Source organism: Rhizobium cauense (assembly GCF_019511525.1).
Lineage (GTDB): Bacteria > Pseudomonadota > Alphaproteobacteria > Rhizobiales > Rhizobiaceae > Rhizobium > Rhizobium cauense.
The window spans coordinates 33,876-45,719 of the sequence record NZ_JAEUAT010000002.1 but is presented as its reverse complement, the minus strand read 5'-3'; the positions used below and the strand labels follow the sequence as shown (position 1 = coordinate 45,719).

14 protein-coding genes are annotated in these 11,844 nt (G+C 61.4%); 5 read left to right on the top strand and 9 right to left on the bottom strand.

Translation table 11 applies throughout. The features are described from left to right. Positions 1–108: 108 nt before the first annotated feature. Positions 109–678: a hypothetical protein gene (locus JNB88_RS03350; protein ID WP_220354299.1), complete on the bottom strand. Its 570-nt coding sequence runs from the start codon at positions 676–678 to the stop codon at positions 109–111. 258 nt (positions 679–936) lie between these two features. Here JNB88_RS03350 and JNB88_RS03345 point away from each other — a divergent pair, with 258 nt between their 5' ends. Then, the gene (locus tag JNB88_RS03345; protein WP_220354298.1) at positions 937–1,281 is read left to right on the top strand and encodes an MmcQ/YjbR family DNA-binding protein; all 345 of its coding nucleotides are present in this window, start codon (positions 937–939) and stop codon (positions 1,279–1,281) included. Between the two features lie 6 nt (positions 1,282–1,287). Here JNB88_RS03345 and JNB88_RS03340 read toward each other — a convergent pair whose 3' ends face one another. Then, positions 1,288–2,202, bottom strand: a complete 915-nt coding sequence (locus tag JNB88_RS03340; protein ID WP_220354297.1) for an SDR family oxidoreductase — start codon at positions 2,200–2,202, stop codon at positions 1,288–1,290. A 101-nt stretch (positions 2,203–2,303) separates the two neighbouring features. Here JNB88_RS03340 and JNB88_RS03335 point away from each other — a divergent pair, with 101 nt between their 5' ends. Continuing rightward, positions 2,304–2,870 carry a TetR/AcrR family transcriptional regulator gene (locus JNB88_RS03335; protein WP_220354296.1) on the top strand — a complete coding sequence of 189 codons (567 nt, stop codon included), beginning with the start codon at positions 2,304–2,306 and terminating at the stop codon, positions 2,868–2,870. A gap of 104 nt (positions 2,871–2,974) precedes the next feature. Beyond that, a complete protein-coding gene (locus JNB88_RS03330; RefSeq protein WP_220354295.1) occupies positions 2,975–3,406 on the top strand; it encodes a hypothetical protein in 432 nt (143 codons plus the stop codon). 160 nt (positions 3,407–3,566) lie between these two features. On the opposite strand, the gene JNB88_RS03325 is transcribed toward JNB88_RS03330, so the two are convergent. After that, the gene (locus JNB88_RS03325) at positions 3,567–4,055 is read right to left on the bottom strand and encodes a YcgN family cysteine cluster protein (RefSeq protein WP_037134426.1); all 489 of its coding nucleotides are present in this window, start codon (positions 4,053–4,055) and stop codon (positions 3,567–3,569) included. 183 nt (positions 4,056–4,238) lie between these two features. Between JNB88_RS03325 and JNB88_RS03320 the strand changes: the two genes are divergently transcribed. Next, positions 4,239–6,374, top strand: coding sequence for a transglycosylase domain-containing protein (locus JNB88_RS03320; RefSeq protein WP_220354294.1), 2,136 nt, complete (start codon positions 4,239–4,241; stop codon positions 6,372–6,374). A gap of 83 nt (positions 6,375–6,457) precedes the next feature. Here the strand turns inward: JNB88_RS03320 and JNB88_RS03315 are convergent, their stop codons facing one another. Together JNB88_RS03315 and JNB88_RS03310 are read right to left on the bottom strand one after the other, a co-directional pair. Further along, complete coding sequence (locus tag JNB88_RS03315) at positions 6,458–7,264, bottom strand: hypothetical protein (RefSeq protein WP_037134422.1); 807 nt, start codon at positions 7,262–7,264, stop codon at positions 6,458–6,460. A gap of 78 nt (positions 7,265–7,342) precedes the next feature. Continuing rightward, positions 7,343–8,113 (bottom strand): SDR family NAD(P)-dependent oxidoreductase, encoded by a 771-nt coding sequence (locus JNB88_RS03310; RefSeq protein WP_220354293.1) that lies wholly within the window; start codon positions 8,111–8,113, stop codon positions 7,343–7,345. A gap of 233 nt (positions 8,114–8,346) precedes the next feature. Here JNB88_RS03310 and JNB88_RS03305 point away from each other — a divergent pair, with 233 nt between their 5' ends. Next, on the top strand, positions 8,347–8,631 hold the full coding sequence (locus JNB88_RS03305; protein WP_037134418.1) for a hypothetical protein: 285 nt from the start codon (positions 8,347–8,349) through the stop codon (positions 8,629–8,631). 47 nt (positions 8,632–8,678) lie between these two features. On the opposite strand, the gene JNB88_RS33405 is transcribed toward JNB88_RS03305, so the two are convergent. The 4 genes from JNB88_RS33405 to JNB88_RS03285 all read right to left on the bottom strand — a co-directional run bounded on the left by JNB88_RS33405 (position 8,679) and on the right by JNB88_RS03285 (position 11,833). After that, positions 8,679–9,089, bottom strand: coding sequence for a hypothetical protein (locus JNB88_RS33405; protein ID WP_220354292.1), 411 nt, complete (start codon positions 9,087–9,089; stop codon positions 8,679–8,681). 143 nt (positions 9,090–9,232) lie between these two features. Continuing rightward, the gene (locus tag JNB88_RS03295; RefSeq protein WP_220354680.1) at positions 9,233–10,663 is read right to left on the bottom strand and encodes a PAS domain S-box protein; all 1,431 of its coding nucleotides are present in this window, start codon (positions 10,661–10,663) and stop codon (positions 9,233–9,235) included. Between the two features lie 218 nt (positions 10,664–10,881). Then, the gene (gene greA / locus JNB88_RS03290) at positions 10,882–11,364 is read right to left on the bottom strand and encodes a transcription elongation factor GreA (protein ID WP_037134412.1); all 483 of its coding nucleotides are present in this window, start codon (positions 11,362–11,364) and stop codon (positions 10,882–10,884) included. Positions 11,365–11,548: 184 nt separating this feature from the next. Next, on the bottom strand, positions 11,549–11,833 hold the full coding sequence (locus JNB88_RS03285) for a BON domain-containing protein (protein WP_220354291.1): 285 nt from the start codon (positions 11,831–11,833) through the stop codon (positions 11,549–11,551). Positions 11,834–11,844: the final 11 nt, after the last annotated feature.

Here is an 11,844-nt window from a genome sequence, read left to right as displayed (position 1 = left end):
ACGACCGTCCGAACCGATATCCGTTCCGCTGCGATGACAGTCATCTCCTCGCCATGGCGCGCCATCGTTTTCTCAGTCCGGCGCCTGAGCGACCGCGACGCCCGCCCCTCAGCCGGTATCGGCCTGGCGAGCGCCGCCGGCAGCGGCGTCACCTTGACCGGGAGGACCGGTAACCTGCCACTCGGCAAGCAGTTGCCGCGCCCGCTGTTCCGCCAGCTCGTCGATGCGCTCAAGAAACCGCTTCTTCGCATCTTCAAGCCCCATCGCAGCGTCGTTCTCTTCCGCGGCCAGCTCGCGATCGCGCGCGATCTGCCGCTGCAGCTGATCGACCTTCTCGAGCGTGCGAACGATCAGCGACATCGCATCGGTCGCCGCCTTCAGGTCGGCCCGCGCAAGCTTAGCCGCCGCCTCGTCGCCACCTGAGCAAGTCGCTTCCGCCGCCCGCCGCAATTCGCGGAAAGCGCTGAACTGGTCGCGCATCTCCGCCGTCATCTCGTTGAGCAGAACCCGCAACTCCTCGGCGGGCGCGGCCGAACCGGACTTTATCTCGAGGAAATAGGCCTCAGCCGCCGCCCTCGCCTCGGCCTCATCCGCTTCGAGCTGCCGCGGATCGCCATAGGCGCGCCTTTGCGGCCAATAGCCGTACAGCTCCGGTTCGAAACTCTCGATATCAATCATCGGGACCCTCTCGGCCAGCCAGCTTGACCTGGCGGCCAGAAACACAAAAGCCGGGTCAAACCCCGGCTTGTGAATCCGGAAAGCTCTGGTCAAGCACTTCGACGCGCCCGCAACTTTCCGACCATGCCATAACCCTATCAAACGACCGTCACGCCGTCAAGGATTATTTTCCTATCAATGAAAATTTTCCGCGCGCCTGCTGCTGCTTGAGTTTTTCTGATTGGCCCGCATCCATAAGCATGTGCTAATTTTATCGTCATGAACCAGGAAGAGCTCATTTCCTTTGCGCTCAGCCTGCCGGAGGCGGTCGAGAGCGCGCATCACGGCACGCGCGACTTTCGCGTGCGCAGCAAGATATTCCTGACGATGCCGGAGCAGGACTATTGCGTCGTCCGCCTCACGCCCGACCAGCAGCACATGACATTGGCGGTGGCGCCCGATGATACGGCGGCGGTGCCGGGCGGCTGGGGGCAGCGCGGCTCGACCCGGCTCTTTTACGGCAAGGCGAGCGACGAACTGGTGCAGGGTCTGGTCCGCAAGTCATGGCAGAACGCCGCGCCGAAAACGCTGCAAAGACAGTTCGTTGTGATCCCTTCCGGCTAAACGGATTCAACGGTAGCCGGTGGCATCGGCAGGTTTGCCTGCCTCCATCACCTCGTCCATGTAGCGCCAGCAATCCGGCCGCGAACCGTCGACGTCGTCAAAGCCGTAAACCTTGGCGAGCTCACCGCTTGAAAGCGACTGGCCGTTCCAGCGGGCGTGCTCGGGATCGGCGGCGAGTGCCGCCACCGCCCGGCCGGTGAAGCGCGGCGTCTCGGAGATGACGAAGTGCGGCTGCGCCGCGGTCGCGTCGCGCCAGTTCTCCTCGCTGACGCCGTAGATATCGAGCATCATCTCCGAGCGCATCCAGCCGGGCGTCAGCGCCACCGCCGTCGCGCCATACGGCGCGAGATCCTTGGCGTGCGCCCAGGCCATCCGGATCACGCCTGTCTTGACGAGGTCGTAATAAGGGCAAAGGCGGTAATGCGTGGCGTTGTATTCGGCGGTGCCGTCGGTCAGCTCAACCAGCAGCCCGCCTGGACGCTCGATCATCAGCGCCAGCGCGAAATGAGCGGTGATCAGATGGGTGTCGATGGCCAGCCGCAGCATGTGCAGCCCCTTGTCCAGCGAATGCTCCCACACCGGCTTGTTCCACTCCGTCAGATGCTCGCCGCCCCAGATATCGTTGACGAGAATGTCGAGCCGGCCCTGCTCGCGGCGGATGCGGCCGACCAGCGCCTCGACTTCCGCAGCCACGGTATGATCGACGCGAACCGCAATCCCCTCGCCGCCCGCAGCGGTCACCATCTCGGCCGTCTCCTCGATCGTCTCCGGACGGCCATATTCCGACTGCTTCGCCCGCGTCGTGCGGCCGGTAACGTAGACGGTGGCACCGGCGGCCCCGAGTTCCACGGCAATCCCGCGACCGGCGCCGCGCGTGCCGCCGGCCACGAGGGCGATCTTTCCCGAAAGCGTTGCTGTCACGTGCTTGTCCTCCACGCCAGAACCAGCCAATAGGTTCACCATTCCACTTGAATATAAACGAACGTTCGTTCATATTCGTCGTGAACGCAAGAGGAAATTTCATGCCGCGCCCCCGCACGCTTTCGGACGAACAGCTTCTCGACATGGTTCTCGGACTTGTGCATGCGGAAGGACCTGAGGCAGCAAGCTTCGGCGCGGTGGCGAAGATCAGCGGCCTTTCCGGCTCGACGCTGGTGCAGCGGTTCGGCACCAAGGCGGCAATGCTTAGGGCCTGCCTGCTGCGCGCCTGGGATCGGCTGGACACGGAAACGGCCCGGCTGATCCAGTCCGTTCCCGAGACATCAGAAGGTGCGATCGACCTGCTCGCCGGTCTTTCCAAGGACTATGGTGACGATGCCGCCTCCTACGCGGAAGGCCTTCTGGTACTCAGGGAGGATCTGCGCGACCCAGCCTTGCAGGCCCGCGGCGCCGCCTGGGGCAAGACCTTGGCCATAGCGCTCGACCGCTGCCTTCGCGCCGAAGGCAAAGCTCCGCTTGGGCGGCTTATGCTGTCGCAGTGGCAGGGCTGCCTGCTCTGGTGGGGCTTCGAGCCGCGGGGCTCGATCGAAGACTATGTACGCGGCGAACTGAGGCAGTTTCTCAAGGCCGTCGCCCAGGGTCCGGGCTGATTGCGAGGCCAGGCTGAGGGCAGCCTCCTGCTTCAAGCAGCGAATTGCTGCGAGAGGAGATAGCGAGTAAAATCTCAGACATCATTCGACCATGGGAGAGGGCAATGAGCAAACTGTTGATCCTGTCCGCTGGTGCCGTCCTGGTACTAGCGTCGGTGGCGTCCGCTGCGCCGGCTATGCAACCGCTCAAGATCTCCAAGGAATGTAGCCAATATACCGGCGAGGTCCCGAGCTTCTGCACCATTACGGAATCGAACCTCGCGGCGATCCCGGCGGGCACCAAGATTCTCTATTATGGACCGGTGACGAGCAGTCCGCTTTTCGGCAGCAGCACGGCAGTCATTGCCGTGGGGAACGGTGACTCGGCTGTCGGCTACTGTGTTACATACGACACGGCGAGCCCGCCGTCCGGTACCTGTGCGTTCCATGCCGGCAGCGGGACGCTCGCCGGCTTCCAGGCGGTCGTCAAGGTCACTGTCGACGACAAGCAGATCTGGCACTGGGACGGCGGCTACCTGCTTGGCACCGCCAAGTGAGAACGAAAGAACCGCTTCTCTCGTAACCAGTGGGTGACAGGGCGCGGAAGCGGACGGCCGCAAGGAAGTTCGCCGCCGACCAATCGTACCGGGTGGCCATGCGGCGGAAGTCCTTGGCTGTCAACGGAATCCCTTTATGGGTCCGAACCCTGGGCCGGTCCTACTTGGCCGTCTCCGGCTGTTGCGCCTGTGCTTCGTCACCCACGGTCAGCGGCCAATCAACGACGTAATCCTCGAAATCGTCGACCTTGACCTCGGTTTCGCTGATCGTCCGGCCGCGCGCCGAAATCCCCGCCGCATGCACTGTCTCGGGATCGCCCGACACCAGCGGATGCCACCAGTAAAGATCGCGGCCCTCGTTGATCAGCCGGTAACCGCAGGTCGGTGGCAGCCAGGCGATCTCGTCGACGTTCTCCTTGGTGAGCTGGACGCAATCCGGCACGAAATCCCAGCGGTTCTCGTAGGAGGAACAGCGACAGCTCTCATCGTCGAGCAGCTTGCAGCGGATCGAGGTGAAGTAGATGTCACCGCTATCCCACTCCTCGAGCTTGTTGAGACAACAGAGGCCGCAGCCGTCGCATACGCTCTCCCATTCCGTCGTCGTCATCTCGGCGAGCGTCTTCGTCTTCCAGAAGGGTATTTCTTCCATCATTCCGTTCTTGCAACAGCTCCCCGCAAAATCGCGTGAGAGCTTCCATTTCTCTTGTTCTTGTCAGGCAAATCAACCAATGATTCACCAAGCTCCGTTTACTCCGGGGCACTGTCGGCAGATTTGCCATAGTCCGGCGTCAGGTTCGTCCGGCGTCGAACTGATCGGGCGGGAATATAAGACGTGACGGATCCGGACAATCCAGAAAAACGGCCGCGTAAGCAACGCCACCTCCTTTTGAAGATCGACTCGTGGATCGATTCGACCATCTGGAACGCCGGTTTTCGCGCAGCCGAGATCTGGGAAGACATCACCATCTTCTTCCGTCGCTTCCGCGTTCGCGGCTGGAAGCGCATTGTCTTCGAACTCGGCGGCGAAGGCCTGACACTCGGCGCGGTCGGCGCCGCCCTGATGCTCGCCCTTGCCCAGCCTGCCTTCGAGGCTACCAAGGAAGATTGGCGCAATCGCGGCGACTATGCGGTCACCTTCCTCGACCGCTACGGCAACGTGATCGGCCATCGCGGCGTCATCCACCAGAACTCCGTGCCGATCGACGAACTGCCCGACGCGCTGATCAAATCGGTGCTCGCGACTGAAGACCGGCGCTTCTTCGACCACTTCGGCATCGACCTCATCGGCCTTTCCCGCGCGCTGGTCACCAATGCCCAGGCCGGCGAAGTCGTGCAGGGCGGCTCGACGCTGACGCAGCAGCTCGCCAAGAACCTGTTCCTCTCCAACGAGCGCTCGATCGACCGAAAGATCACCGAAGCCTTCCTGGCGCTTTGGCTTGAAGCCAACCTCTCCAAGAAGGAGATCCTCTCCACCTATCTCGACCGGGCCTACATGGGCGGCGGCACCTTCGGTGCGGCTGCGGCGGCGCAGTTCTATTTCGGCAAGAGCATCACCGACGTCAATCTGGCCGAGTCCGCGATGCTCGCCGGCCTGTTCAAGGCGCCCGCGAAATACGCGCCGCACGTCAACCTGCCGGCGGCCCGCGGTCGCGCCAACGAGGTGCTGACCAACCTCGTGCAGAGCGGCCTGATGACCGAAGGCCAGGTGATCGCCGCGCGGCGCAATCCAGCAACGGTCGTCGACCGCAACCAGGTGGAATCGCCCGATTTCTTCCTCGACTGGGCATTTGACGAGGTCATGCGGCTATCGCCGCGCTTCCACCAGCACTCTCTGGTGGTCAGGACCACCGTCGACATGGGCCTGCAGGCAGCGGCGGAAGATTCAGTCGAGACGTCGCTGCGCGAATATGGCGAACGCTATAACGCCAAGCAGGGCGCCATGGTCGTGATCGAGAACGGCGGGGCGGTGCGCGCCATGGTCGGCGGGCGGGACTATGGCGAAAGCCAGTTCAACCGCGCCACCAGGGCTCTGCGCCAGCCGGGTTCATCCTTCAAGGTCTATACCTATGCGGTGGCGATGGAAAACGGGATGACCCCCGATACGATCGTGGTGGATGCCCCGATCTACTGGGGCAACTGGAGCCCGCACAACTACGCCAATCGCTATTCGGGCCGCGTTACGATCGCCACTGCCGTCGCCCAGTCGATTAACACAATCCCGGTTCGCCTCGCCAAGGAGAAGCTGGGCATTCAGCCGATCCGTGCGATGGCGACGAATCTCGGCGTCCAGTCCCCGGTGCGCGACGATGTGACCATCCCGATCGGCACCTCGGAAGTGACCGTGCTCGACCAGGCGACAGCCTATGCCGTCTTTCCGGCCGGCGGCTACCAGTCGCGCCGCCACGGCATCAGCCAGATCCTCGACTACGGAGGCGACGTGCTCTACGACTTCGACCGCGACGAACCGCCCGCCAAGCGCGTGCTTTCCGAGCAGGCCGATATCTACATGAACCAGATGCTGTCGCGCGTCCCCTACGTCGGAACCGCGCGCAAGGCAGCGCTCGACAACGGCATCCTTACAGCCGGCAAGACCGGCACGACGCAAGCCTACCGCGATGCCTGGTTCATCGGCTACACCGGCAACTACACCGCCGCCGTGTGGTTCGGAAACGACGACTACACCTCGACCAACGAGATGACCGGCGGTTCGTTGCCCGCCATGACCTTCAAGCGCGCCATGGACTATGCCCACCAGGGCATCACACTCCGGCAGATCCCCGGCACGCAGCCGCTGCCGCCCGACAAGACGGTCAAGACCGTTGCCGCCAAGCCCGAGGAAGGCAGCCCGCCTCCCCTCGTCCGGCCACGGATGCTCTCGGTCGAGTCGACCCGTCTTCTGAAGGACCTTGGACAGGCGCTGAAGGCGGCGCCGCCGCTGGCGGCGCAAAAGGTTGCAAGCGCCAACTAGGCCGACAGGCTAGGCGAGCGCGCGAGGATAACATCCGCCCGTCTTGTGCCGGAGGTGGTGAGATCCTGGCGGGAACCACCTGATCATTTTGGAAACAGGAACGTCAGCCCTACGCGAAAGCCCCAGCCCTCAGGACCGTTCTCCGGCGCGTCGGCCCAGTAGCGCGCGCCTGCGAAAATGCTGACCGGCTGTTCCCCGAACTTGACGAGCTTGGAAACCTGCATGTTGATCGGAACCGACCATTGCTCGGCCTCCCAATCGTAGCTGCTCTCGGTATTCAGCGAGAATGTCCAGGCATCATGCGTGGTATAGGAAACGAACGGCTGCAGAAATGTCGAGCTGACATCGGCTCTATCGCTCTGGCCCGCGAAAGACCAGATGTGGTTGGCCAAGATGCCGTAAGTCCAGGGACCGTCCTGCTTCAGAGCCACACCGGTAGGTCCGGCGCCCCATTTGCCGGTGCCGAGAAGATCGTCGGTACCTGTCGGGATAAGGAATGCTGGACCAACGCCCCAGATGATCCCTCCGGGGCCTGGCTGCTTCGGTGAAAAGAAGAAACTCTGGGTGACGTCACCGAGGCCGAACTGGCTGCCGGAATCACCGGCGATGTCGTTTTGCGAGATGACTGGCAGAATGGTGCGCGAGATCACATTCCAATCATCGTTGATGGAAATCGGAATCACGGGTTGGAAGTTCAGCGTCTCCCGATTTCCGTCCTCCGGACCGAATCCACGATCGTAGTTGAACTGGAAGGGAACGCTGATCAGCGATGCAACCGGATTGCTGAGCTTCTTGGCGAGGTCCGAGCTGGAATCCTGCGCATTGGCAACCGTCGCAATCGATCCTGCGAGCAGCGAAAGAAAGATCGCCTGGCCCTTCAGAAAGCGCATGGTTCCCTCCCGCCGGTTTCGACAAAATAGCACTACAACTTTTGAGTCGACGCAAGCGTCACGGCAGTGGTCTCGCCCTCAGGCGACGGACCATCCACCGTCGACCAGCAGGTTCGTACCTGTGATCAGGCTCGCCGCCGGCGACGCAAGGAAGACAACAGCGCCCACCACATCATCGGTTTCGCCGATCCGGCCGAGTGGAATGTGACCGAGCGTCGCCTTGCGATTGTCGGAATCGGATAGGAATGGCGCTGTACCATCCGTGTGGATGAACGTCGGCGAGACTGTGTTTACGGTGATATTATAGCGTGCCCATTCAGCTGCCAGGCAGCGTGTGAGGTGATTGATGGCGGCTTTGCTCATGCAATAGATCGCCTCGCCGCGGAGCGCTACGGTACCGGCCTGCGAGCTGATGTTGATGATCCGACCCGCGTTGCGCTCGATCATGTGACGGCCGACAGCCTGCATCATCAGAAACGTGCCCTTGATGTTGACATCGAGTATCTCGTCCAGATCCTTCTCCTCAACGAGTTCCGCGAGATTGCCCGGGGCCACGCCGACGTTATTGATGAGGACGTCGATCCGACCAAAGGTGGCAAGTGCCGCGTCGACAGCTTGTGCGATATGGGCCTTGTTGGGCATGTCCAGTTCGACCGGGAGAACCTTTCGTCCCGTGCCCTCGAGTTCGGCAACCAGGCCCGCCGACGCTGCGACATCGCGGAGCCCCAAGACAATATCGGAGCCTGCGGCGGCACAGGCAAGCGCGCAGGCTCGTCCGATGCCACGGCTCGCTCCCGTCACCAAGGTCACCTTGCCCTCAAGGCTGAAGTCCGGCGCATTCTTCTGCATGGCGATGCCTCCCTCGACAAAGCTCATTTATGGCAGCGTCGGCGTACGCATGCCAGATGTTCCGGCGTCATGACGAGGCAATCGAATTGAGCCGTGTCACGCGCGTTGAAGTCCATCAAGCCTCACGTTGTCTGATCGCGCGACGGATGATGCCGTGGTCACTGCAGAACATCACTTTCCGCGAACGCGTGACGACCTATCTCAACTGAAGTCATCGGTTTCGGAGACTTCAGATGAATGAAGGTCCTGTTGATTGGATTTCCGCTCTCGTCGTCGGCGGTGCGGCGGGCTGGATGGCGAATAAATTCATGCACGCTCATGCACATCCACTCACCGACGTCGCAGCCGGAGTCGTCGGTGCCGTTGTCTTGAACGCGATCGCGGAGTGGGCGGGATTTCACTACGGCGGATGGATAGAGTTTCTGGTGTTCGGTTTTTTCGGCGCGTGCCTTTTGTTGCTGCCGATTCGACTGATCAGGGTGCGTTCGAGGCCGAAGCGTTCGACCGACGATTGGTGAAAGCAACGGTCGGGATATGGATTGTTCGATCGCGGCTATCGCGCCTTTCAGGCGCCTGTGGCCAGCAAATCCTTCACCGAAGCGACCACGACGAAAGACTGCGCGGCAGCGGCGAGCTCGGGATCCAGGGTAACCAATGCGTCTGCCTGAAGCTGCGTTACGGCGATGTACTCCGCGCGATAGGTATCCGCCCAATCGAGTTTGCTCGCGATGTTCCATGCGTATCGCTGCAATACCCGGTCACCGAGCAACCGGATTTGCAGTCCCCGAAGATAGTCCAGCCGATTTTCCGCCTCTCTTTTTTGCAGAGAGCCGTCGCGAACCGCAGAATAGAGGTGCGACAACAGCTGGGAGCGCAACAGCGTCGGGGCGACCAAGGCGTGGTTATCCGGCACCCATGCGCCACTTTTCGCCAACATCAGCGCAGCATCAGCCGCTATCGCAAACCGCTTCTTCACCGCGATCTCCTGTCTTGATGACGCTCGAGTTTGCTCCGTTACTTAGCGCCGGCCGCCGGAAATCCATGCCACTGCCATCTTGGTTTCGGAAGACAATCGCAAGCAAACGGAGGCGAGCCGGCTGTCGGATGCCAAGGCAGGGATCAAACCTGCGGGGTGGTCAGCTCAGGGTTGCCATCGTCCCAATCGGAAGCCAGTGGCGCGTCGATCTCACAGCGGAGCCCGGCGGCATCAAAGTGAATTTCGGCGTTCCCCTGCAATTGGCCACTGGTCATACGCTCAATCAAGCGCGACCCGAAGCCTCTTCTGGATGGGGAAGCGACGGTTGGGCCGCCTATCTCCCTCCAGGAAAGACGAAACCGCGCATCATGCGCCTCGTCAACCGACCACGAAACATTCACGCGCCCCGATTGAACAGACAGGGCGCCGTACTTTGCGGCGTTTGTCGCAAGCTCATGCAGGACGAGCGCGAGAGCGATGACCGCCTTCGGAGGGATGTTTACATCGGGCCCATGGATTTCGAAGTGATCATTCTGATATGGCGACAATGCTTCCTGAATGACCCTGGCGAGGCTCGCATTTTCCCAGCTTCCACGCGTCAGAAGGTCATGCGCCCTCGCGAGGTTCTGGAGGCGGGCATCGAAGGACGCCTTGGCCAATTCCAAATCTGCCGCTGGCCCGAACGTCTGACGCGCGATCGCGATCACGGTCGCCAGCACGTTCTTGACGCGGTGGTTCAGCTCGGCAATGAGGACGCCTTGCACGCGCTCGGCTTCCTTGCGTGCGGTGATATCCCGGGCGATCTTGGACGCCCCGACAATCCGACCTGAAGAATCGAATATCGGCGAAACCGTCAGAGATACATCGACGAGGCGTCCACTCTTGTGCCGCCTGACCGTCTCATGGGGTTCGACCCGATTGCCGTCCTTGATGCGTTCGACGATGAGTTTCTCTTCGTCAACACGATTGTCCGGAATGAGAACCGTGACGGACTTGCCCAAGATCTCCTCGGCCGAAAAGCCATAGAGCTTCTCGGCACCATCGTTCCAGTCCGTGACGGTCATATCGAGGTCGATGCCCAGGATCGCATCTTCGGACGACGAAACGATGGACGCGAGCCGCCGCAGGGTGGCTTCGTATCCCATGCGATCCGTTGTTTCGTTGACGATGCAGAACACAGCGACAACGTTTCCGGCCTCGTCTGAAATCGGCGAATAGGAGATGTCGAAATAGACCGTTTCCGGCTCCTCAAATCTTTCGATATAAAAGGGGCGGTCTTTCGCGACGACGGTTTCTCCCGCGTCCAGCACGCGCCGCAGAAGCGGTTCCAGGTCGTCCCAGAGTTCGCCCCAATATTCTCGTGCTGGCTTGCCAAGTGCCGCCGGGTGTTTGCTGCCAATGGTCGGCGCGTAGGCGTCGTTATAGATCGCGACGAGCTCGGGGCCACAAAACATCACGATCTGCGCCAGTGACGGGAGTGCAATATCAACGGCACACCGGAGCTGGACAGGCCAAGCGGACATCGGCCCCAGGCTGGTACTTGCCCAGTCATAGCTGCGGATCAGCGCCGCCATTTCTCCCGATTGCACAGGCACGGCAACAGAATTGAGCAAACCAACCCCCTATTATGTTTCATATACTTGGAGGCCTTGATTGGCAGAGTCAATCGATAAGCTGGAAGCAGCAAGATTGTCGTTCGCCTTCGAGGAACCGCGGCCTGAAAAAGGCCATCGCCGCAAGCCTGATCAGCCGATTGAAGAGTATCTCGGTGCAGTTGCACACAGACGACCGTCTAGGAAATGGCGATGACTTCGAGCTCCTGACCGCCAACGCTTGTGACGTCGCCGATGGCCTTGCCCATAAGCGTTCTTGCGACCGGTGATACGAACGAGATCGATCCCGTCTTGGGGTCGGCTTCGTCCTCTCCGACGATACGGTAGGTCTGCACGCGCCCATCGTCGCGGCTGAACGTTACCGTGCTTCCGAAGGCGACCGTATCTGATGACGTCGGGTCCGGAACCAGCTGGGCGGTGCGAACTCTTGCCGCGAAATAGCGCACGTCGCGCAACGGGTTTGCTGCCTGCCGCCGTCGTTCATTCGTGTCTTCGATCGTGCTGGCGGCATCATAGGCTTCGCGGGCTTCCTGGAGCTGTTGCTCCAAAGCCTTCAATCCCGCCTGTGTGACGAGGTTCGGATGAGGCGAAATCGGACGATCCGGAAGCAGGGTTTCCGAAGCCGTTTCGGCACTCTCTTCCTTCATGAAGGCAACGCTCAATCTTAAAACTCCGTTTGGGGCGCGGGACCGCCGCGGCGGCAAAGCAGACGAGCCGGCCTGATCTGTCGCCGGTCGACACCGATCTCGGTTATACGACCTTTTTCGGCGGGTGTCACAGGCGACTCCCGCGTGGCGAAAGTATACGGGGCCAAGCATCGACGGCCCCAGCCAAGCCAACCGATGCCTAGTTTGGATTTCTCGGGAATCCGCGACATATCAGCCGATTATGGACATGGGCCGACCCGACGATGGAAGCGGCTATATCCATGGCAAGTTCGTCGTCTCCGCGACATCGCACGAACCCTTCCAGCACCACGTAATCGCCCAGCATCGAAACCGCGATCTGCGTGCTGTCGAAGGCCGTGGTCGCTTCGAGGGCGCATCTGACCGAGGCCTTTGTTGCGGCCGAGCAATGCCCGGCTTCCAGACTGCTCAGCGACCAGCCTTGACCGTCCAACCGTAGGATCATGTTCTTCTCCT

Excerpts from the sequence above, each read along its gene's own strand:
- JNB88_RS03350 (WP_220354299.1), bottom strand. The coding sequence starts at position 678 with ATGATTGATATCGAGAGTTTCGAACCGGAGCTGTACGGCTATTGGCCG.
- JNB88_RS03345 (WP_220354298.1), top strand. The coding sequence starts at position 937 with ATGAACCAGGAAGAGCTCATTTCCTTTGCGCTCAGCCTGCCGGAGGCG.
- JNB88_RS03335 (WP_220354296.1), top strand. The coding sequence starts at position 2,304 with ATGCCGCGCCCCCGCACGCTTTCGGACGAACAGCTTCTCGACATGGTT.
- JNB88_RS03330 (WP_220354295.1), top strand. The coding sequence starts at position 2,975 with ATGAGCAAACTGTTGATCCTGTCCGCTGGTGCCGTCCTGGTACTAGCG.
- JNB88_RS03325 (WP_037134426.1), bottom strand. The coding sequence starts at position 4,055 with ATGGAAGAAATACCCTTCTGGAAGACGAAGACGCTCGCCGAGATGACG.
- JNB88_RS03315 (WP_037134422.1), bottom strand. The coding sequence starts at position 7,264 with ATGCGCTTTCTGAAGGGCCAGGCGATCTTTCTTTCGCTGCTCGCAGGA.
- JNB88_RS03310 (WP_220354293.1), bottom strand. The coding sequence starts at position 8,113 with ATGCAGAAGAATGCGCCGGACTTCAGCCTTGAGGGCAAGGTGACCTTG.
- JNB88_RS03305 (WP_037134418.1), top strand. The coding sequence starts at position 8,347 with ATGAATGAAGGTCCTGTTGATTGGATTTCCGCTCTCGTCGTCGGCGGT.
- JNB88_RS03295 (WP_220354680.1), bottom strand. The coding sequence starts at position 10,663 with ATGGCGGCGCTGATCCGCAGCTATGACTGGGCAAGTACCAGCCTGGGG.
- JNB88_RS03285 (WP_220354291.1), bottom strand. The coding sequence starts at position 11,833 with ATGATCCTACGGTTGGACGGTCAAGGCTGGTCGCTGAGCAGTCTGGAA.